This is a genomic window from Pseudalkalibacillus hwajinpoensis (genome assembly GCF_015234585.1).
GTDB lineage: Bacteria > Bacillota > Bacilli > Bacillales > Guptibacillaceae > Guptibacillus > Guptibacillus hwajinpoensis_B.
Genome location: NZ_JADFCM010000001.1, coordinates 1,098,039 through 1,121,530 on the forward strand (window position 1 = coordinate 1,098,039; position 23,492 = coordinate 1,121,530).

General features: G+C 33.5%; 18 protein-coding genes. All 18 read left to right on the top strand.

Features of this window, described 5'->3' with window-relative positions; genetic code table 11:
* Position 1 precedes the first annotated feature (1 nt).
* The 18 genes from IQ283_RS05360 to IQ283_RS05445 all read left to right on the top strand — a co-directional run bounded on the left by IQ283_RS05360 (position 2) and on the right by IQ283_RS05445 (position 23,473).
* Entirely contained in the window at positions 2–1,432 is a 1,431-nt protein-coding gene (locus tag IQ283_RS05360; RefSeq protein ID WP_194219088.1) for an N-6 DNA methylase, read from the top strand.
* On the top strand, positions 1,429–2,856 hold the full coding sequence (locus IQ283_RS05365) for a restriction endonuclease subunit S (RefSeq protein ID WP_194219089.1): 1,428 nt from the start codon (positions 1,429–1,431) through the stop codon (positions 2,854–2,856). The genes IQ283_RS05360 and IQ283_RS05365 overlap by 4 nt, the downstream gene beginning before the upstream one ends.
* 792 nt (positions 2,857–3,648) lie before the next feature.
* Positions 3,649–4,182, top strand: a complete 534-nt coding sequence (locus tag IQ283_RS05370; RefSeq protein WP_194219090.1) for a hypothetical protein — start codon at positions 3,649–3,651, stop codon at positions 4,180–4,182.
* A gap of 763 nt (positions 4,183–4,945) precedes the next feature.
* Positions 4,946–6,358: an RNA-directed DNA polymerase gene (locus IQ283_RS05375; RefSeq protein WP_194219091.1), complete on the top strand. Its 1,413-nt coding sequence runs from the start codon at positions 4,946–4,948 to the stop codon at positions 6,356–6,358.
* Positions 6,359–6,565: 207 nt separating this feature from the next.
* Positions 6,566–6,985, top strand: coding sequence for a hypothetical protein (locus tag IQ283_RS05380; protein WP_194219092.1), 420 nt, complete (start codon positions 6,566–6,568; stop codon positions 6,983–6,985).
* Between the two features lie 278 nt (positions 6,986–7,263).
* Complete coding sequence (locus IQ283_RS05385; protein ID WP_194219093.1) at positions 7,264–7,488, top strand: hypothetical protein; 225 nt, start codon at positions 7,264–7,266, stop codon at positions 7,486–7,488.
* Positions 7,489–7,670: 182 nt separating this feature from the next.
* Positions 7,671–8,141, top strand: a complete 471-nt coding sequence (locus IQ283_RS05390; RefSeq protein ID WP_206759431.1) for a hypothetical protein — start codon at positions 7,671–7,673, stop codon at positions 8,139–8,141.
* Between the two features lie 987 nt (positions 8,142–9,128).
* Positions 9,129–10,649 (top strand): sugar ABC transporter ATP-binding protein, encoded by a 1,521-nt coding sequence (locus IQ283_RS05395; protein ID WP_194219095.1) that lies wholly within the window; start codon positions 9,129–9,131, stop codon positions 10,647–10,649.
* Positions 10,643–11,632 carry an ABC transporter permease gene (locus tag IQ283_RS05400; protein WP_194219096.1) on the top strand — a complete coding sequence of 330 codons (990 nt, stop codon included), beginning with the start codon at positions 10,643–10,645 and terminating at the stop codon, positions 11,630–11,632. The genes IQ283_RS05395 and IQ283_RS05400 overlap by 7 nt, the downstream gene beginning before the upstream one ends.
* A gap of 40 nt (positions 11,633–11,672) precedes the next feature.
* Positions 11,673–12,638 (top strand): sugar ABC transporter substrate-binding protein, encoded by a 966-nt coding sequence (locus IQ283_RS05405; protein WP_194219097.1) that lies wholly within the window; start codon positions 11,673–11,675, stop codon positions 12,636–12,638.
* Between the two features lie 70 nt (positions 12,639–12,708).
* Entirely contained in the window at positions 12,709–13,491 is a 783-nt protein-coding gene (srlD, locus tag IQ283_RS05410) for a sorbitol-6-phosphate dehydrogenase (RefSeq protein WP_194219098.1), read from the top strand.
* 64 nt (positions 13,492–13,555) lie between these two features.
* Complete coding sequence (locus tag IQ283_RS05415; RefSeq protein ID WP_194219615.1) at positions 13,556–14,818, top strand: zinc-binding dehydrogenase; 1,263 nt, start codon at positions 13,556–13,558, stop codon at positions 14,816–14,818.
* 22 nt (positions 14,819–14,840) lie between these two features.
* The gene (locus IQ283_RS05420; protein ID WP_194219099.1) at positions 14,841–16,022 is read left to right on the top strand and encodes an ADP-dependent glucokinase/phosphofructokinase; all 1,182 of its coding nucleotides are present in this window, start codon (positions 14,841–14,843) and stop codon (positions 16,020–16,022) included.
* Positions 16,023–16,394: 372 nt separating this feature from the next.
* Positions 16,395–18,212 (top strand): sensor histidine kinase, encoded by a 1,818-nt coding sequence (locus IQ283_RS05425; RefSeq protein ID WP_194219100.1) that lies wholly within the window; start codon positions 16,395–16,397, stop codon positions 18,210–18,212.
* Positions 18,212–19,855: a response regulator transcription factor gene (locus IQ283_RS05430; RefSeq protein ID WP_194219101.1), complete on the top strand. Its 1,644-nt coding sequence runs from the start codon at positions 18,212–18,214 to the stop codon at positions 19,853–19,855. Before IQ283_RS05425 ends, IQ283_RS05430 begins: the two co-directional genes overlap by 1 nt.
* 247 nt (positions 19,856–20,102) lie before the next feature.
* Positions 20,103–20,903: an SDR family oxidoreductase gene (locus tag IQ283_RS05435; RefSeq protein WP_194219102.1), complete on the top strand. Its 801-nt coding sequence runs from the start codon at positions 20,103–20,105 to the stop codon at positions 20,901–20,903.
* Between the two features lie 110 nt (positions 20,904–21,013).
* A complete protein-coding gene (locus tag IQ283_RS05440; RefSeq protein ID WP_194219103.1) occupies positions 21,014–22,942 on the top strand; it encodes a BglG family transcription antiterminator in 1,929 nt (642 codons plus the stop codon).
* A 105-nt stretch (positions 22,943–23,047) separates the two neighbouring features.
* Positions 23,048–23,473: a transcriptional regulator GutM gene (locus IQ283_RS05445; RefSeq protein ID WP_194219104.1), complete on the top strand. Its 426-nt coding sequence runs from the start codon at positions 23,048–23,050 to the stop codon at positions 23,471–23,473.
* Positions 23,474–23,492 lie beyond the last annotated feature (19 nt).

Sequence of the window (23,492 nt, forward strand, 5' to 3'; positions counted from 1 at the left end):
AATGAACAACCAAGAAATCGTTCAGAAATTATGGAAACTATGTGATGTGCTACGTGACGATGGTATTACATATCAAGAATATGTAACTGAACTAACATATATTTTATTTCTTAAAATGATGAAAGAACAAGAAACTGAAGCTGTTATTCCAGAAGGTTACCGATGGGATGATTTAGTACAAAAAGAAGGCGTGGAACTTAAAAACTTTTATCAAGAATTATTATTGGAATTAGGTAAAAGTGAAAACAAGAAGCTTCAGCAAATTTATATGGATGCTTCCACGAGAATAACGAGCCCTAAGAATTTAGATACAATAATAAAATCTATCGCTTCTCTTGATTGGTATAACGCTAAAGAAGAAGGATTGGGCAACCTTTATGAAGGACTGCTACAAAAAAACGCAAACGAAACAAAATCTGGAGCAGGGCAATATTTTACACCTCGTGTATTAATTGATTTAATTGTTCAACTTGTAGACCCAAAAGTAGGGGAAAAGGTAAATGACCCTGCAGCTGGAACGTTTGGTTTTATGATTTCAGCAGACCAATATTTGAAGAATAAAACAGATGATTATTATGATTTAGACCCACAACAAGCTGAATTTCAAAAGAAGGAAGCATTTACAGGAATGGAACTTGTACAAGGAACTCACCGTCTTGCATTAATGAATGCTTTACTTCACGACATGGAAGGTCGTTTGGAAAATGGAGACTCATTGTCAGGGAACGGAAAATGGATTAAGAATTTTGATGTTATTCTAACAAATCCTCCGTTTGGTACAAAAAAAGGTGGGGAGCGCGTTTCTCGTGATGATTTAACTTTTGAAACATCGAATAAACAGCTTAATTTCTTACAATTAATTTATAATGCTCTTAAAGATGATGGGAATGCTCGTGCAGCTGTTATAATACCTGACAACGTGTTGTTTGAAAGTGGAATTGGAGCTAAGATTCGTCTGGACTTAATGAATAAGTGTAATCTCCATACTATTTTACGATTGCCTACAGGGATTTTCTATGCACAAGGTGTAAAAACCAATGTACTATTCTTTACAAAAGGTAAAACAGACAAAGGAAACACAAAAGATGTATGGGTGTATGACCTTCGTACAAATATGGACTCTTTCGGCAAACGCAATCAATTAACGATGGCTCATTTTGAAGATTTTATGAAAGCTTATGTGTCTGAAGACCGTACTCAAATAAAAGATGAACGGTGGAACAAGTTTACAAGAGAAGAAATTTCTAACAAAAACGATAATTTAGATATTGGATTAATTGCAGATGAATCTTATTCTTCTTATGAAAACTTACCTGACCCAATAGAATCAGCAGAACAAGCAATCTTAAAACTTCGGCAAGCGATGAATTTGTTGAATGAAGTTGTACAAGAGCTCCGTAAATTAGATGATTCTGAGGAGGTGGACAAGTGAGTAAAAAGAAAAAAACTATGAATGTGTTATTGGAAGAAGCATTGCTATCAAATGAAGAAAAGCTTTATGATTTACCAGATAATTGGATTTGGGTAAATTTATATTCTATATCAGATTTGATAGCTGATGGTTCTCATAATCCTCCTCCTAAACAAGAAAAGGGTATACCGATGTTAAGTGGGAAAAATATTCAAAATGGATACATGACATTTGACACTAATAGATATATCACCGAAGAACAATATAAAAGAGAATTTAAAAGGACACCTTTGGAACCAGGGGATTTATTATTAACAATAGTAGGTTCTATAGGAAGGACCACTATCTTAAAAGAAGCTGCACCGCTCTTTGCATTACAAAGAAGTGTCGCTCATATTAAAGCAAAGCATATTAATTCAAGTTTTTTAAAATATTATTTTCAAAGCCTGCCATTTCAAAACTTTTTATTGGATAATGCTAAAGGTACAGCCCAAAAAGGAATTTACTTAAAAACTTTAAAAAGTAGTCCTATTGCTTTACCGAATAAATTAGAACAGGCGAGAATTGCCGAAAAAATCGAACGTCTTTTAAATAAAATTGAAGAAGCTAAAAAGTTAATTGAAGAAGCAAAGGGAACATTTGAACTTCGTCGAGCTGCAATTTTAGACAAAGCTTTTCGTGGTGAATTAACTAAGAATTGGCGTGCAGAAAACAATAAAAGCAATTTCCAGGATTACAAAGAAAATGATATAGAGATTGGTTATCATATTCCAAATCAGTGGCATTGGACTACATTTGGTGAGGTTACCACCTTTGTGAGTAGTGGTAGTACTCCCAAAGGTGGTAGTAAAGTTTATCAAGAAACGGGCGTTCCCTTTATAAGGAGTCAGAATGTCCTTAAAAACCACATGAGTGTTGACAATATAGTTTATATTAGTGATGAAATTCATTCTAATATGAAACGAACACATTTGGATGGCAGCGAAACTTTATTTAATATTACTGGAGCATCTATAGGTAGAGCGGCTAAAATGAATAAAGAATTAATACCAGCTAATGTTAACCAGCATGTATGTGCTTTAAGGTTTAATGATGATGTAAATGATTACCTGCCACAATATTGGTTGAACTCCCCATATATGCAAAGAGAAATCAATAAAAAACAAATTGGCGTAACAAGACAAGCTTTAAATTATACCCAGGTAAAGAACTTGCCTTTCCCCCTTATTCCAAAGGAAGAACAAAAAGAATTATTAAGAGTGGTGGAAAATTTATTAAATAAAGAAAATGAATTGCATGTAATAGAATCATTATTCAATGATTTAGAAAGATTGAAGGATTCTATTTTATTAAAAGCCTTCCGTGGTGAGCTTGGAACAAATGACCCGAAAGAAGAAAGTGCAATTGAATTATTAAAAGAAGTTCTTCAAGAACATGTAAAATAAGGATTTTAAATTTATAAGCTCATAAATAAGAAACGGAGTTCCTTTGGGAACTCTGCTTTTATGTTTGATTAAATTGATTACAAATAATATTTTGAGCCATTAGCAAGTGATAACCATTCAACTTCATAATTTCCGTCAATTATATAAACATCTTTCTTCTTACCCGTTGGCTTCATTATTTCACCATGCAACAGCTGACCATTGCTAAAATAAGAATATATACCATTGGTTTTTGAGCCTTTATAAATAATCTATCTTCAACATATGTAACAGCAAATGTTTGAGTAAAGCCAAGTTCCTTAGTTTGTTCCATAAATTTTATGTCTTTTACAAAGCTAAACGTGGATTCAGGGTATTGTCCGTTTATAGGAAACATTAATTCTATTGCATATTTCTCAGAAGCATCTTGATTGTAAATAACTTATAAATTTCACTTTTCACACACTTATCTCCAGGTTGAAAGGATCTTACGTTGCGTTCAAACTCAACTTTAAAATGTTTGTGTATTTCGTTTCTTAAGAAAATTCCTAGCTAATGATGTAAAAAAAATTCATTATAAATATCTACCTCGTTGTTTGCTACAAGAGTAAAAAATCATGTATGTACTTCGGTATATTCAATAAAAAAGCCCCTTCCCCAAAAAAACATTTTATTCCTTTTGATTATATAAGTAATTTAAAGATTTAAAAATGCAACAACACAAATACAGTAAAATAGAAGTTTCATAAATGGAGGATTTTGTCATTAGATGGCGAATTTTAATAGTTAAAGGAAATTATAGGAGTGAACCGTTTGCGAGAAAAATTCATGGATGTTTTTGTGGCTGTAGTTTTTGGAGGGGCATTAACATTTTTTGGCCCATTTTTGATAGTTTATTTTTTTGATGATACACCGGAAGTTAATATTGGTGAATCGCTGAAAATTGATAATGAACAATTTATGACTCCAATTGAATTATCAACTTTCAAAGAAGGAATAGATGAGCTTAAAATTAGTATACCTGTAACAATTTCACAAGAGCAAGTTAAATCAAATACCCCATTAACAATCTCACTTTTAGAAAATAATATAAAGACGGCAGTGGGAACAGATATTTATGTAACAAATATATCCGAAGATAAAAATGTTCAACTTGGTATCGTTACAACGGAAGAAATAAATGACGAAAAAATTAGTGTAGCAAGCTCGAACAGCAAAATTAATACTTCAAAGAACTATTTTCAACTCTTCTTCTATCATCAAGGATCGAATTACATTGAATTCCATACCGCCCCACCCTTCTTTCCACTAATTTCCTTCTTTTATTATACCACCATTACAGTATAGGATGGGGCTACTTCACACAGAAAGTGTGGCGTTATTCAGACGTATTCGAACTAAAAATTCCTAATAATTAATTATAGAACTGCTTGATTTATATAGGATATAGAATTAAAGCCTGAAGGGATAGAATCATATGCAATTGAGCTCATTATCCTATGTGATTGCTTCCTTTACCTGTTTGTCTTACATCAATTTGTGAGTTATCCAAATGTATAGGCTGCTATTCAGAAGCTTAGAACACGTAATAATATATAGTTAATAATGAGTGTAACCGAATTTGGTTATGTTCTTTTAAATAATTCGAAATTAATCAGTAAAATTCAATTTCTAAATGCATTATATTCTGCGAGGTAGAAACTCCCAAGAAGGGTTAAAGGCAGACTGGTAATGAATAAAATTAAAGGGCTATGGAATTGAGAGAACCTTCCCCACGTTTCTAAGAGATGAAGAAAAATATATTAATGAAACGTTTTCGTTAAGTAGGTAAATACTTTTTCTTAATACGAATACGCCAAAAATAAAAACGTTAATATGATAAAATTGTAATAAAAGCTAATATTTGGAGGGAGTAGAATGAACAATCAAATCCTAATGTTATATGGGGCACTTCTGATGATTGTTCCGACATTTATATGTACGTGGAAGCTAACGAGATGTTAATTTACCAATGATACTTTATTCTTCATAAATCTTTTATAGAAATTGAGGAAGAAGTAGAGAAATTGCACAATAGAATAGAAAGAAAATTTAATTTGGAAGTGATAACATGTCAGAAGGAAATGAAATTGCAAAAAAAATAATATCATCGGGATATTTTGCTAGCCAAATACCAAGTGAATTTAATTCTACTACTTTAAGTGAGATTATTGATAGTCTTGATTTAACAAAATCAAGACTATCAAAAGAAGGTTTAAATAAATGGTGCAAACTCATTGATTTTTCAATTCCGAAAACAGAAAATTTCCGAAGGATTCTGTCTGTTCCACACCCATTACATTATATATTGTTAGCAAAATTAATTGAAAATAATTGGGGTGATTTAGAGTCACATTTTGCAAAGTCGCAATTTTCTTTGACCACTCCACAAATTTCTGAAGATAGGATAGAACCAAAATATAAAATGTCTGAAAAGATCAATAGAAGAATTCATAATCTAGTATTAAATAGATATATATTACAAGCAGATATCACAAGGTATTATCCAAGTATTTACACTCATTCTATTCCATGGGCACTACATACAAAAGAGGTGGCAAAAGCAAATCCAAGAGAAGATGGGTACTTTGGTAATGTGATTGATAGATTGGTAAGAAATATGCAGGATGGACAGACTGTAGGAATTCCTATCGGTCCAGTTGTATCATTAATAGTACAGGAGATATTAGGAACAACAATTGATGATGAATTCAAAAGAGAATATGGTGATGGTTTAGTAGGTTATAGATATACAGATGATATGGAATATTATTTTAGTTCATCAGAAGAAGCTGAAAGAGCCCTGAATATCTTAAATAAAATTTTAAAAAATTATGGACTTGATTTAAATAATTCAAAGACAAAAGTAATTAAAATACCACAAGTTTTGGAATCTGAGTGGTTATTCTTCTTTAAAAAGTATGAATTTAGAAAACATAAAAAGGATAAGAGAAAATCAATTTCTATGCAACATACAGATATAAAGGAATTCTTTAGTACAGCTTTTAAAAATAAAATTCAAACAGACGAAAAAGGAATATTAAACTATGCAGTAAAAGTATTGAGGGGAGTGGTAATTTATAGAGAGAATTGGGATGTATTTGAATCATTACTATTACAATCTATCCTTGTAGATTCATCGATAATACCTACAGTGTTTGAAACTATTGAAGGATATAAATATAGAGGTTATCCATTAAATGATGTAAGGATACAAGATTTTATTAATGTACTTATTAGAGATAATGTAGAGTTAAGAAATGACTTTGAGGTCTCATGGGCTCTTAGTTTTGCTGCAAAGTTGAATATTCCTATAAAAGAAGATGTTAGTAAACTATTGTTAAAGGATGACAATGCAATAATAAATATATTGGTAATGATATTAAATTCTAAGAACCTTTTAAAAGGAACTTTAGATTTTTCCCATTATGAAACTCTTCTGTCTGAAGAAAGCCTTTATGATGGCAATTGGCTCTTCTATTAAGAATGCTGTATTCATGGTTGGCTAGGTAAATGCAAAGATAATCAACATTTTAAAGATGACAAGTTTTTTGAACAGCTTTTGGATAACAATGTATCATTTGTTAATCCTAAATATTCTAGTGTATTAAATGAAGTAAAGAAGTCAGTCATTTATATATGTATTAAACACTATAATAATAATATGAAGACCTTAGAAGCACAGGATATTATGTCAAATATAATTGAAGAGTACTCTTTTTCGATAGAAGCCGACTTAATAGAAGAATTGGTTAATGAGTTAAGGGTTGAAATCAATAAAATAAACGCTGCTGAAGGAGAAACAGAAGAAGCTGAAGGAACGGCAGGAGAAACAGAAGAAGCAGGAAGGAAGCTGAAGGAACGGCAGGAGAAACAGAAGAAGCTGAAGGAACGGCAGGAGAAACAGAAGAAGCTGAAGGAACGGCAGGAGAAACAGAAGAAGCTGAAGGAACGGCAGGAGAAACAGAAGAAGCTGAAGGAACGGCAGGAGAAACAGAAGAAGCTGAAGGAACGGCAGGAGAAACAGAAGAAGCTGAAGGAACGGCAAGAGAAACAGAAGAAGCTGAAGGAACGGCAGGAGAAACAGAAGAAACAGAAGAAACAAACATAGTACCTTCAGTAAGTAAACAAAGGAATGATAGCAACTGGCTATATTATTTCTTAACAACAAATTTAAACAAAACATCTAATATTGGTAGATATGAAATTGAGGATGACTATTAAGTTTTTTTCCTGGAATCTGTGGGGATGGTTTTTATGATTTTATATTAATATAGAATCAAAGGGTTGGATGTAGTTACCAGATTGAAATATTGAGTAATTGAATGAAACGTGAATGGGATATGAATCGTGAGAACCGTCCCGATGATTCGATAAAGGAAAGACCAAATGGAAATTTATTTTGGTGTGAAGTTAAACAACTTTGCTATAAAAAAAGGTAAACAGAGTGATAGATCATTTGGCTTAATTTATTATACGGAAAACGTTGAAGTTTGGATAAAAAAATGGAATCAAGTTATTCAAGATGGTAAAGGTAAGTATCAACATCTAAAAGATCAACTTGAATATGGAGTGCAAAATAATAATGAAGGTTTAAGTTATTTGCGGGAGTAATATAATCAATATCTACCACAATAAATAATTACGTTCCTTTAATATTCTATATAAGGTTATCTTAAAGAAAAGGGGGTTATCTCATTTTCCAAACAGATGATAAAGTGAAAAATAGAATAGAACATGCAGTCAAACAGGCATTTAAAATTCATAACATATCTAGAAAAGATAGGTGTAGAGATGTGTCGTTAATTACTGGTACTTTAATAGCCAGCTATGTTACTAAAGGGTATGTACTTGCTATAGGTAATGCTGTTTTACCAGAATATAACCTTGAGTATCCGTTTAATCCCCAAAATAATAGCTACCACATGTGGGTCTATACTGGATACTACGAAATTGTCGATCTTGCAATTGACTCTATTTTTGAGCGTGATGACTTCAAATATACTCCTAGTGATGGAGAAATCACCAACGTGTGGAAACCTATTGAAAAGAATGTAAGTATGTTAAAGGATCCAACTGAATTATTACTTAGAAAATTGCAGCCTGGGAATGGTGTAGTATACCAACCTTTTGATGTGGGGAGTTGGGAAGAGATAGGTACTCATCTGATTTCTATGGATGTTGAAGATAGCAAAACATTAGATCAAATTTATAATACTGCAGAACGAGTATATCGTGAATGTACCTACAAAGATAAGAAGATTTAATGGTATTGACTAATTTATTTAATACAGGGAATGTGCGGAATTCCACCCAAACTTAGCACCTTAGCAAGGTGATAATGGTAGAACAATATTTAATGAAATTCAGTTATACTGGGCTTATTTATCCCTTATCACTATCAATACTATTATGAAATCATGACTGGCAGTGTATAGGTCAGCGGTTCGAGCCCGCTATGCTCCACTTGAAAACCCTTGTGTATCAAGGGTTTTTCTTGTGTATGCATTTATTATAAAGACCAAAATTAAGAGTTTGTTGACGAAATTTTTATTCGGGGCATGTTAATCGAATTGACTTGCTGTTTGAGTAGCTCTTTTTAAATGGCTGGTAGAATAATGTTATCTATCTAACAGCATACAATGGCGTAAATCATGGAGACGAATTTTTTTCAAAACCCGGGGTATTACGATTAGCTAAGCTTGGAACCTAATTTTATTTATCTCTGTTTACCTGGGCAAGTGAAAGGTTCGCCTTATATTAGCCTGCTTTCCGTCGCGTTCAAACGTTTCTTCTGGAGATTTTTCATATCGAGTAAATAGAAAACTAATTGAATTGCTTCTTCAGACAGAACCCCAGTGTAAACCACGCCTCTCCAAGTAATATACACGTATCCAATTGGGAAAAAGAATTTCATCTCTTTCAGGATATCACTAAGTAATTCTCTTTAATCAGAAGAGCCAAAACATTCAGGTGTCAATGTATAAAGTATGCGTGCCAGTACGCATGCTTTATTGTGATTATTAATATTGACATCAAAATTGCCCCTCCCACTAAAATATTAGCGGAGGATGGATCATCCCAAATTCTATAGATAAAACCTGATATTCTACCGGTTGAATTTTCTATACACCAAAATGTAATCGGATTCATAAAACCAAAAAAACAATAATGAATATTCTGAAAAATTTCCATTAAAATCAAATGAATTTAAAACTATAATAAAATTATTAAGAACAAAGAGGGGGGAAAGAATGGGCGAAGATACATTTATATTACAAATGAAAGGTGTTTGTAAGTATTTTCCGGGTGTTGTTGCCTTGGATCATGTTTCTCTTAACATTAAAAAAGGAGAAGTTCATGCTTTAATGGGAGAAAATGGGGCAGGAAAATCTACTTTAATGAAAATACTCTCTGGAGTTTATTCGCCAGATGAGGGAGAGATTATCCTAAATGGAAAGATAACACAAATCAGTAACCCAAAAGATGCCTTAAATTCTGGGATAAGTATGATTCACCAAGAATTGGAAGCGATTCCAGAAATGACAGTTGCCGAAAATATTTTCATTGGTCGTGAACCCTCATATAAATTTTTAGGTGTAGTAAAGAGTAGAGAATTAAACCAACGAACAACCAAGTTATTTGATGAGATAGGATTGTCTATTAACCCAAAAGCTAAGTTATCAACCCTTAGTGTAGCAGAGATGCAAATGATTGAGATTGTAAAAGCAGTTTCCTTTAACTCGCAAATTGTTGTCATGGATGAACCTACATCAGCTATTACAGATCGAGAAGTAGAAAAATTATTTGGAATTATTAAGATGTTGAAAGAGAAGGGTGTCTCTATTATTTATATATCACACAAGATGAGTGAAATTTTTCAAATAGCTGATCAAATAACGGTATTGAGAGATGGAGGCTTTGTTGATAGTAGAAATGCAAGCGAGTTAACGAATCAAAAGCTAATCTCTTTAATGGTGGGTAGAGACATAAAGGATATGTTTATCAAAGAAAAGATTGAGATTGGCGGCCCTATGCTAGAGATAAAAAATTTTAGAAGAAAGGGTAGTAAACAAGCAGTTAATTTAAAAGTTAACCAAGGAGAAGTATTAGGTATTTCTGGTCTAATGGGTGCAGGTAGAACTGAACTCATGGAAGCTATCTTTGGAATAGGAGAAATTGTGGAAGGAGAACTATTTCTTCGAAAAAAACCGGTGAAGATTAAAAGTTCAATGGATGCAATCAAAAATGGAATATCATTTGTAACCGAAGATAGGAAACTATACGGACTCAATCTGAAGGGATCGGTGAAAGAGAATATTTCTTTAGTAAACTTTGATAATATCACTTACTTAAATCAAGTGATTAATAAGACTAAAGAAAAATCGATTGTTAATGAGCAAATCAATAGTTTGAATATAAGAATTGCTAACCAACAGCAGGTCGTTGGGACGCTAAGTGGTGGGAATCAACAAAAAGTTGTACTTGCAAAATGGCTGTTAAGAGAACCGGATGTATTAATATTAGATGAACCAACTCGTGGCATTGATGTGGGAGCTAAAGATGAAATCTATAAAATTATTACGGAACTGGCTAAGTCTGGGAAAGCAGTTATTATGATTTCATCGGAAATGCCAGAGTTATTGGGAATGAGTGACCGGTTAGTTGTTATGTATAATGATGAAATAACAGGAGAATTCGAGCGTGATGAGTTTGATCAAGAAAGCATACTCAGTTGTGCAACCGGTTACAAAAAAGGGGGTAGGGTATGTTAAATCAAAAAAGTGTTATTCAGAGGACTGCATCAATTCAAAACAATCAAACGGAAAAAAAGTCATTGAAGTATTTTCTAACGAATTATGGGATCACCATTGCTTTCGTTATCCTATGTATAGTATTAACCATTGCCTCTCCTGCTTTTATGACAGTAAGTAATATATTAAATATTTTGAGGCAAGTATCTATTATCGGTATTATTTCCGTGGGGATGACATTCGTTATTATCAATGGAGGAATAGACCTTTCAGTAGGTTCTGTGTTGGCATTATCCGCAGTAGTAGCGACAAGTTTTGCGCACCCAGAATCCTATCCATTAATTGTTCCTATTATTCTAGGTATGTTAGTAGGAACGGCATGTGGGGCTGTCAATGGTTTTGTTATTGCAAAATGGAACATTGCTCCTTTCATCGTTACATTAGGTATGATGACAGTGGCACGCGGAGTGACGTTAGTTTATACGGATGGGAGACCTGTTATTAACTTAAGTGAGAGTTACACCAGTTTAGGTGGAGGGCATATCTTAGGAATTCCGATTCCAATCATCTTCTTTATCGCGGTTGTTTTAATTGGAATCTTTATACTGAAATTCACCAAATTTGGCAGATATGTATTTGCATCTGGAGGAAATGAACAAGCAACAAAAGTTTCAGGTATAAATGTAAAATGGGTGAAAATAGGTGTATATTCCATTGTTGGTTTAGCTTCAGGGCTTGCGGGAATCCTTCTTTCCTCTAGAGTAATGACTGGTTCACCAGTGTTAGGAACGATGTATGAGTTAGATGCGATCGCAGCAGTTGTTATAGGTGGTACAAGTTTAGCAGGTGGTATCGGAAGTGTTAGAGGTACTGTACTAGGTGTTTTAATTGTTGGAGTAATGAACAATGGGTTAGATCTGTTGAATGTTTCTTCTTATTATCAACAAATTTTGAAGGGGATAATTATTGTGTTAGCAGTATTACTTGATCATAAGAAAAATTAAGAATCAATCAAAAAAACATCACTTATGGGAGGAAGAACAAATGAAAAAAGGTAAATTACTAAGTTTTATTGTGTTCACGCTCATCCTATCTCTTATGGCTGGTTGCTCTGGTAACATAGATCAGGCATCAGGTACAGACGAGGGAGCTGACGGTGGAGAAGACAAACTGAAAATCGGTGTATCTTATCAAAATCTTCAAAATGAGTTCATTATTAATATTCAAAATGCATTAAATGACAAGGCAGAAGAACTCGGTATTGAGTTAATCGAAAGTGATGGACAAGGAAAAGCGGAAGAGCAAATAGCTCATATTGAAAATTTCATCTCCCAAAAAGTAGATGCGATTATTTTAAATCCTTATGATAAATTTGGAACTGTTCCAGCTGTTGAAAAAGCCGTTGCAGCTGATATTCCTATTATCATAGTAAATTCACAAGTAGATAATTTAGAAAAGGCAACGGCATTCGTCGGGTCAGATGATGTGATAGCGGGAGAGCTTGAGATGGAGTATGTCGCTAAAAAATTAGGTGGAGAAGGAAACGTTGCAATAATCCATGGTCCGAATGGTAACTCTGCAGAAATTGGAAGAACAGAAGGAAACAAAAATGTCCTAGAACAATATCCAGATATTAATGTAGTGGCTGAACAAACGGCCAACTGGGATCGAGCCCAAGCGTTATCTTTAGTAGAGAACTGGCTGCAAAGCCATGATGATATTAGTGCAATAGTTGCACAAAATGATGAAATGGCTTTGGGCGCTTATAATACTGTAGAAGCTGCTGGTAAAGAAGACGAAATTATAGTTGTTGGAATTGATGCTATTCCTGATGCTTTGAATTCTGTTGGAGACGGGAAACTTGCGGCCACAGTATTTCAAGATGGGTATGGGCAAGGGGAAGCTGCATTCGAAGTAGCGGTAAAAGCTGCTCGTGGAGAAGAAGTTGAAGATACAACATACATTCCATTCCAGTTGGTAACGCAAGAAAATCTAGATGAATTTAAGTAATAGTAGTTTTAACAATTTTAATAAAAGACGACAGTGTACGAAAACAGTCAAAGTAGAAGGGTGAGGGAGTATGACAATTGAAAATAGAGTAGCTCTAATTGCCGGCGGTGGTCAAAGTTTAGGGGAAACATTAAGCTATCAGTTAGCAGAAGAAGGATACGATGTAATTGTAGCAGACATAGATATAGAGAATGCCGAACGAGTGGCTAAAACAGTGGAAGAAAAATATGACAAAAAAGCAATTGCTATCAACAGTGATTTCACAAAAGAAGAAGAAGTAACAGCTATGATTGGAAAATCAGTCGAAACATTTTCAAGGATTGATTTATTGGTCTATGTTGCTGGTGTTGCAAAAAGTAGAAAGGTTACCGATTTTAATTTAGAAGATTGGGGTCTAACTCTAGATGTAAACCTAACTGGCTATTTCTTATGTGCAAGAGAAGCATCTAAAGAAATGATTAAGCAAGGTGGCGGCAACATTATTCAAATAAACTCCAAATCTGGAAAAGTAGGAAGTAAACATAATAGTGCTTATTCTGCATCTAAATTTGGTGGTGTCGGATTAACGCAAAGTCTAGCACTCGACTTAGCGGAGCATAACATACGAGTAAATTCGATCATGCCAGGTAATCTTCTACAATCACCGATGTTCCAGAGCTTAATTCCTCAGTACTCTAAAAAGTTAGGAATCCCGGAAAATGAGGTGGAACAAGCGTACATTGACAAAGTGCCATTAAAGCGTGGTTGTAATAATGAAGATATCGCAAATGCAGTTATCTTTTATGCATCAGACAAAGCAACCTATATGACTGGTCAATCTATTAATGTGACGGGTGGTCAGGTGATGTTTTAGCAAGATAGGAACTCCAATGAGGTTTGCACTCAAAACGTCCATAAGAAAGAAAGGAATGAATGAGATGAAGACAAAAGCCGTTCGATTATATGGGTCTAATAATCTTAAATTAGAAGAATTTGAGCTTCCAGAAATTAAAAAAGATGAGATTTTGGCATCAGTGAAAACAGATAGTATATGTATGTCGACATGGAAATTAGTTCAACAAGGAGAAAATCATAAAAAGACACCGGAGGATGTTGCTGTTAACCCTATTATTTTAGGGCATGAATTTTGTGGAGATATTATTCGTGTCGGAGAAAAGTGGCAACATCAGTTTTCAGAGGAAGATAAGTATGTTATTCAGGCCAATTTGCAATTACCTGACCGGCCAGATTGTCCTGGTTACTCTTATCATTATGTCGGAGGGGATGCCACCTATATTGTTATTCCTAACGATGTCATGGAACAGGATTGCTTATTAAAGTATAACGGTAAAACTTATTTTGAGGGCTCCTTAGTTGAACCATTATCGACAATCATTGGAGCATTTAATGCGAACTATCATTTAATTGAAGGTACGTACAATCATAAAATGGGGATAAAAGAGCATGGAAACTTGATTGTTATGGGGGGGACAGGGCCAATGGGCTACTTAGCTATCGATTTTGCAATTAATGGCCCTAAAAAACCTAGAAATCTAGTTATCACAGGAAGATCTCAAGATAAGCTTGATAAGGTTAAATCGCTATATCCACCAGAAAAAGCAAAAGAAAATGGAGTGAACCTTTTCTACATCAATACGTATGGGGTAGAAGACCAAGAAAGTTTGTTGAAATCAACTATTGATCAGCAAAGTTATGATGACGTGTTTGTTTTTGCTCCTTCTAGGGAGTTGGTAGAGACAGGGACAAACCTTTTAGGTAAAGATGGTTGTTTTAATTTTTTTGCTGGCCCTAAAGATCAAGGGTTTAAGGCAGAAATTAATTTTTACGATATTCATTATAATTTCACTCATTATGTTGGCACTAGTGGAGCCAATAGTGATGACATGCGGCAGGCAATAGATTTAATTGAGACTAAGAAAATTGATGTTTCAAAAATAATTACACATATATTAGGGTTAAACGATGTTGCGGAAACAACCGCGAACTTACCTTCTATTGGTGGTGGGAAAAAGCTCGTGTACACACAAAAAGAATTTGATTTGATGGATTTAGAGAATACTAGTGAACTAAATCATAACGATAAATTAAAGAAAGATTTAGGAGAAATAATAAAACGGAATTACAATAGGTGGTCACTAGAAGCGGAAGAATACATTTTTAATCATGCAAAGGATATTTAATTTGATTTAGGGGGAAGGGAAGATGCGTTATATTGCATGTGGGCTTGTAGCGAACCTAGATTTAGTTGGGCATATGAATCAACACTTTTATGAAGAAGTTAAGGTTACTAATCCAGTACAGCCGGAATCTATTATTCATACTTGGGATGATTTTCGTCATGCGGTTTGTTGGAATAAAGAAAAAGGTTGTGGTGCGGAATATATCGTAGAAGATGAGTCTATTTTAAATCGTTTAGAGGATATGTTGCAGTGGCAAGTTGGAATTGGTGGTACGGGGTTACAAACGTCATATGCTGCAAGTTATGCGGGGTATCCTTCGATTGTAAATGTGCCGATTATTTCCGATGAACTGGAGCATATAGTAAAAGATAATCTTCTTTTAAATATCGCTGTAGACAAGAAGGGTGATACTCCAAAACACTATATCATTGAGTATTCGGATCAGGGACGGTCAAATCGACTCATTTTTAGAAAGTTTAATGAATTTACATCAGATTTAATTACAGATTCTTTTGTTCGACAAACCAAGGAATTTTCATGTGATTGGTTATTACTTTCTGGTTATCATGTAATCGATAATGCGGAGGATATTAATAAAGCTTTAAAAAGTACAATTGAATTTTTGGAATCTATAAGGAGTGAGAAACTAAAGGTTCATCTAGAATTGGCATCCATTTGGTCATTGAATGAACAATGGAAAATAATTGAAAAACTTCGTCCCTATGTTGATAGTATTGGTTTAAACGAAGAAGAATTTGCGGAATTAATTGGACTTAAAAAACAATTATTGATTTTAAATGATGTAGATTTATTAGAAGAAGTGGAAGCTGGCTATAGCATAATAAAGATTTCTAACCTGATTTTGCATACGAAACAGTTTTCCTTAGTTATGTCAAAAGATAATCATGTAATTTACTGGGCTAATGCCTTGGAAAGTGGGAATAAGCTTGCTTTTTCTAGAGCAGTGAAAGGTGATTTTTGTAACCGGGAAGAATTTGAACAGATAACTTTTAATGCTTCACGTTCAGATAGAGGGATAAGACTTAGAGAATTCGTCAAAGATAGAGAAAATATTATCATACAACCAGGGTTTGTTGGTGAGACGGTAAGTACGATTGGCTTAGGCGATACTTTTACTGCCGGCTTATTAGCTCAAGCTCCGTCAATCCTTCCAAAATACAAAAAGGATCAAAGTGAAAATTAACGAATGCACCCATACGGATAATCGAGAGAAGAGCGAATAACATTTGTTAGCTTGTAGAGAAATCTTTGTTTTTTCTCTACAAGTTTTTTTATTCTAATCCATTGGATCGAATCTCACTAAACCCTGGAAAAGCGAAGTATTCAAACTGTGGTAATAAAGCAAAATAATAACGCCTAAACGAAAATAAGGCTATTAAAAACGAATAATGTTTATTTTTCATTTGTTGCAATTATTCTTACGATAGATTTGCTGGTTCTGTTGAATTGATTTATAATTTCATTATTAAAGAATATTCTAATTTTTGTAAAATATCCAGAAAAAGCACTGGACTAGTATGCGATAGAGTGATAATAACAGCAGGGTGGATTCTCTATGATTAAACAGTTGATGCATCACTTATTTTATAAAAAAAGTATCAAGGTTCAGCTTTTCTTTGTTTTTGTATTGTTAAATATAATCATAATACTATTATTTGGATACATTTCATATAAGGTTTCTACGGCTGCAATGTTAGAAGAAGCTGAAAAAAACAACAAACAAATACTGGAAATTATCAGTAAAAATATAAACACTTACTATGAAGATGTTGAACAAGAATTAGATGATATATGTAAAATCTTCAATAAGAATGATATTACTAGTATTTCTGATCGCACAGAAAAAAATGATCTATCATTCCTTAAAGAAAAGATAAGAAACACTATCGATATAAAACATGCATTTTTTGATAGTGTACGAGTCTTTGATGATCAATCAGAGTTAGTTATTACTATAGAAAATCCAAATAAAGAAGGTTCCTTTTCCTATAACTCGCAGCAGGAGATCAATTGGAGGAAGAAAATGGAATCTAATGATGCAAATCAAATGATTTATAACGTTTATCAATCAGATGAGAATGGCGCCTTTAGTTTTGTTTCATCTAAACCTATTTTTGATCTCGATACAGGGGATAGAATAGGTTACATCAGTTATTCGAAAAGCTTGCCGGCTTTTTCAAGCATATTTCGTGAGTATGAATATAGAAAAGGAAGTATTGTACAAGTTATAAGACGGGACGACAGTATTTTATATCATAGCAACCATTCCTTAATTGGAAAGCAGGCAGAAGGTTATCTTTTAGATAAGCTCAAAACTTCTAGTATTGGAAGTATAAAAAAGAAAATAAATCAAGAAAATATTCTTGTATCTTATAATAAACTTACCTCTGCTGGTTTAAGTGTGGTTGGATTTTTACCTGTGACTGAATTGGAACGAGGAATCAATTCGTTACGGGTCCTTACAATTCTATTAATTTTTTTAGCATGTTTTTTAGTGTTTTTTTTCTCTTATTTTCTGTCTACTTATTTTTCAAAACCGATAAGAAACCTAAGTGATTCTATGCAAAAAGTGGAAAACGAAGATTTTAGTGTAAGGATCAAGGACAAAAATACAAATACTGAAATAGACCAATTGAATGCCAGTTTTAATTCAATGGTCCAAAAAATAAATGACTTAATTCAGAAACAATATAAAACTGAAATATTGAAAAGAGATGTTGAATTAAAAGCACTGTTGGTACAAATAAATCCGCATTTTCTTTATAATACGTTAGAAGTAATAAGTGGAATTGCTGCTACAAATGAGGTGGAGCAGATTGAAGATATTACGGATTCATTGAGTAGAATGTTAAGGTATAATATTGATTTACATGAGGACCAGGTCATGCTTAAAGAGGAAGTGAACTATTGTAATAGCTACTTATCGATAATGAAAAGTAGATATGAAGACCAAATTTCCTTCACGGTTGCCATTGATCAAAAAGTCGAAAACTTTATTGTGCCGAAAATGATTCTACAACCTCTATTAGAAAACGCAATAAAGTATAGTGTTGAACAGAATCAGAAACAGGCATCTATTCATTTATCAATAGGTATGGCGGAAAACTTAATTAATATTATTATTGAGGATAACGGTATCGGATTTAATTCAATCAAACGAAAAGCGTTTGAAACCTTTCAAATGAAACCTTCTATACAGTTTGAAGAAGTGACAAAAATAAACCATTTAGGTTTGAAAAATGTATATGCACGATTAAAGATGAACTATGGAAGAGGATTGGGGTTTACTATTGATAGTACAATGGAAAATGGAACGAGAATTTGTATCACATTTCCTGCTTTAAAAAGACAAATGGATGTGGGGGAGAAATGATGACAAAGGAGCAACAGAATATATCCTCTCTAGTGGTTGACGATGAACCAGGGGTGAGAAGGGGGCTTATAGCCAAAATTCAAAGAGAAACAAAAGATAAACGATTCGAAATAGAGGAAGCTTCCAGTGCTGAAGAAGCATATGAGAGGATAAAAAATAGAAAGATTGATCTTTTGTTTTTAGATATGAAAATGCCCGGCATGGGCGGAGTGAAATTTCTTGAATTAATAAATAATGAATTCCCTAATCTAAAAGTAGTTGTAGTAAGTGGATTTTCGGATTTTGAATATGCAAAGCAAGCGATTAAACATGGTGCATCTGATTATTTATTAAAACCGGTTATTAAAGAAGAGTTAGGAAAAACTCTCCGGAAACTTATTGAATTAATCGAAATTGAACAAGTTAGTAAAACAGGAAAGAATTCATTATTTAATGAAAGCATCCCTCTTTTGAAAAATCATTTGTTAAATAGATTACTAAAAAATTCTCAAGAAGAATCCGAGGAAATTTTAAAAAAGTTGAATTATCTAACGATTAATATCGATTATAAATCTTATCTGTTGGTACTCATTAATATAAAGAAGTTCCACAAAAACCGCAAGGAAAATACCTATCCTGAAGCAATAAAGCTATTCTCTATTGTAGAAAGTGAACTGGATGAACATTTCAATCGTTTCGGTAACGAATCTTACGTTAGTTTTAAAAGTTCCATACGGGAAAATGAATATATATGTATCTTTGAAGTAGAAAATGAACCACCTAGTATTCAGGAATTCAAGGAGAGTTTAAAGCGATTTAACAAAAAATTAGAAATGAACCAAAAGTTATTCTTAAATGTGGTGGTCAGTGATGTATTTAACGATGTGATACATATAAGAGATTATTATACTAGGTCATCGTATCATTTAAACATAGATAGAGAAAATAAAGATTTTTCATCAAAAGTTGTTTTCTTAGATGAGAAGAAAGAGGAGGAAGTTAGAGGGAATTTACTATCAAATGAAGATTATGAAGAAATTAAACAGCATGTGAAAAGGAATGACAAGAAGAACCTTTCCTCGAAAATTAAGACATTATTTGAAAGGAACCCTCAAAGCTCTTCTCAAGAAACTAAGAAGCTAGTTGAAAATCTTTATAGTGCTTTTGAAGAAGTCATAAATGACTTTCCGGAGTATTATAGGGATAAAGCTTATTATAGATTACCATCATACAATTATTTTATAACAACAATTGGTAATGAGGAATCTATGCAATTTGAAATTATTAAGATATTTTATGAAATAAGCAATTACTTTAACAAGATTCAGGATAAACATAATATTATACATAAAATAAAAGACTACTTAGATGGACATTTTTATGAAGAAATAACATTAGAATACATTTCAGCGAAGTTTTTTATAAATCCTACCTATCTTAGTGACCAATTTAAAAAAGAAATAGGTCATAATTTCAAGAAATACCTCAATGGTCTACGAATTGACAAAGCGAAAGAACTATTAATAAAAGAAAATATGAAACCTGTTCAAGTTGCCGAGTTAGTTGGGTTTAAGGATCCTATTCATTTTTCGACTGTTTTTAAAAAATATGTGGGAAAACCTCCTGGTAAATTTCAAGGGCAGTTAAAAAAAAAGAATAATTGATGGATAAAACCCACCAATTTTATCATAATTAAATTTATTTAGAGCATAAAGCATTTTCGAAATGAACGGTGAAGAACGATAGATTTTAGCTGCATTCTAAGATATGAAAAGGGACTCTCTACTTAATAATACATACATTTTCACTCTTGTGTGAAAATGTATGTATTAATTTGTCTTCTCCAACCTTATATACTAAAAACAGTTAGAAAGTGCTTACATCATCATATGAAATAAGGAGGAGAAATTGATGGGAAATTCCTGGTTAGATTTAGAAGGAAAAGTGGCAATTGTAACTGGTGGTGCATCGGGCATAGGAATTAAAGTGTCAAATGAACTATTAAATAATGGAGTGAAAGTGGTAGTTGCTGATTTAAATGGAGAAGAAGGGGAACAAGAAGATGGCTCTTACTTCCTAAAATGTGATGTGACAAATAAAGAAAGCGTTGATAACACAGTTGCTAAAACAGTTGAATTGTTCGGCTTTATCGATATTTTAGTAAACAATGCTGGTGTTAATCTGCCAAGATTACTAGTTGACGATAAAGGCGAAAAACCTGAATATGAACTAAGTGAAAAAGACTTTGATTTTATGGTTGCGGTTAACCAAAAAGGTCCTTATCTTTTTGCACAATCAGCTGCAAAAGAGATGTTGAAACAAAATAAAGGTATTATTATAAATGTTTCTTCAGAAGCAGGTCAAGAAGGTTCTGCTGGCCAAAGTTGTTATTCAGCAACAAAGGGTGCCGTAATTGCTTTCACTCGTGCTTGGGCAAAAGAATTGGGCAAATTTAATATTCGTGTTGTTGCTGTAGCACCTGGTATCATTGAGACGACAGGATTGAGAACAGATGCTTATAATGAAGCGTTGGCTTATACTCGCGGTGTAACGGTGGATGGATTATCCACGGATTATAGCAAATCAATTCCTCTTGGAAGAGAAGGAAAGTTAACAGAAATTGGCGATTTGGTTTCTTATTTAGCTTCAGACCGTTCCAGCTACATAACTGGAACAACTTTAAATATTTCCGGTGGGAAATCAAGAGGTTAAAAAGAAGTCAGAAAAGCCCTTTAATGGATGCTTAAAATATTTGCAAATGAATATATCTCCGTTTTCATAGGATCTAATGTTTGGCATCCATTTTATAAAGAGGTGATGAAATGTCTGACTTTACATTGGATGATAAAGGTGTTGAATTACTGGAAATCGTACGGAAACGAGACTACAGTTCCTTAGATTTTATTGCAGAATCATTAGGAGTCGGCACTAGAACGATTCGAAATCATATCAAAAAGTTGAATAGTGATTTAGAAGGAATAGCCTTATTGAAGAATAAAAGAGGTAAAGGCTATTGGTTATCCATTGAGGATACTTCTGCATTTGAGCTGGCATTAGAACAAATAAATGCCAAAAAAGGGTTAATAGACTCGCCAAAACGTCGAATTGCACTAATCATTGACCGACTGATAAATAGTGAAAAGAATTATACCTTAGATGACCTGGCTTTCGAGATGAATATCGGTAGAACTACTTTAGTAAATGAATTAAAAAAAGCATCCGTGTCCCTAGAATCTTATAATCTTAAGGTCTATGGCAAGCCGAACACCGGCATGAATTTAAGTGGAGACGAGCTGGATTTGCGTTTTTTTATCTTAGAGAATGTGTACGATTTATTGTATGATTCCTATCCATTAGATGAAGATATTGTAGAGGAGATTTATCAAATTGCTAATCGACATGATTTTGAATCTAGTACGCGAACTAGATTAATGCAATTTATTGTAGTTATGCTTGATCGGCTATTAAAAAATCATCCGCTTGAAGTGTCAAAGGAGAAATACTTAAAGTTACTGGAATCAACTGACTACCAGATTGGACTGGAATTAGCAGCAGCGATTGAAGCAAAACTCCCGGTTGAAATTCCCCTCGACGAAATCTTATTTATTACTATACCAATTGCCGGGAGAAGAACACCAACAAACAATCGCACAATTACAGAAATAAGAATTACCGATGATGTAAAAAGATTGTTAGAAACAATTGTAGAACAGATCGGCTTTAACAAAGAAACTATTAAAGAAAATCAATCTTTTTTTACTGACTTACAATATCACCTAACTTTTATGTTAAATCGTTTAATGTTTGGCTTCCATCTAAAAAATCCAATGCTTGAGGACGTCAAGGAAAAATATCCCGTTGCATTCAGGATGGCACAAATTGCCGGGAAAGTTATAGAAAAAGAGTACGAATTAAAAGTTTCCGATGATGAGCTTGGCTATATTGCTTTTTACTTTGGGGTATTTACCACGCAAAGCGAAGTGAGGTCGAAACGACTGCAGAAGGCTGCGATCATTTGTGGAACCGGCCGGGGCACCGCTAAGTTAGTTGCGAACCAACTGCGGCGTGTTCTCAACCAAAATACACAGTTCGATCTTTTTTCGGAATCGGACGTTACAGAAGAGATTTTGAATCAATATGATATTATTTTTTCGACTTTGAAATTGTCCTTTGAACCGAGACAGCCTATCATCGTAATCAATGAAATATTTGATGAACAAAGTGTTTCCAGAAAAATTGAAGAAGTGGCATACCGAAAAAGCTTTAAACTCAATGAAGATAGTAAAAGTTATTCCATATTAAATCACCTAATTAGCGAAGAAAAGTTTTTTGTTTTAAATAGTGAAATCAATTATCATGAAAATTTATATAACATGGTAGATGAATTAGTAAAAGCGAATCACCTTGATAAGGGTTTTAAAGAACGTCTAAAGAAACGGGAAGAAAAAGGATCAATGATTTTTGATAGGTTTATTGCCCTTCCACATACATTTAACTATCAATCTGCTCAGATTGAACTGGCACTTGGTATCTTTCCCGATAAAGTGGTTGCAGAAGGAAAGGAATTAAATCTTGTCTTACTGCTAGGGATACCCGAACATCAAACAGATAATATCGAACACCAACTAGTTAATATTTACGACGAGATTATTCAGATGGTTAATGATGAATCGTTAGTAGAAAAGATAACGAATGCATCCAGCTACGAAGATTTAACAGCCTATCTCAGGCAGGTCAAAAAGTTTGATTAATAAGCTGGTAAGCTTATGGCTATTAATTGTAAGCGCATGCGTTGTGGTTGAATAGGTTTGAAGAAAGGTTTTCTTCGATATATAAGAGTGAAAAGAGGTGGTGGAATGTTTTGGTCATTGATAATGCTGATTGGTGCGGCCTGGTTAACTCAAAGTTTGTTTGGTTTTTTACAAATCAAGCATTTTAATAGAAAATATGCAGAATTGCGTTCCTTAGGCCGGGTAGCGATCGGGAAACGGACAGGGCTTCTTCGGGCGGGAACAGTTGTAATGTTTGCCATCGATAAGCAAAACAACATTCTAAAAGCCGCAAAAATGCAAGGGGTTACGGTCTTCTCTCGGGTTAAGAAAATGAAAGAATTTGATGGGAAAAATTTGTTGACACTATCGGAAGACGACTACAAGCATGTCAATAAATTAACTAGAACTGCGATTGAAGATGCGTTGAATAGTTATGAGATTATTTCTAAGGGTGGAGAATTAAAGGTAAAAAAAGGTTGGATTGATTATTTAATTCCTAGAAAGAATTAACAAAGAAAGGAAGAAATGA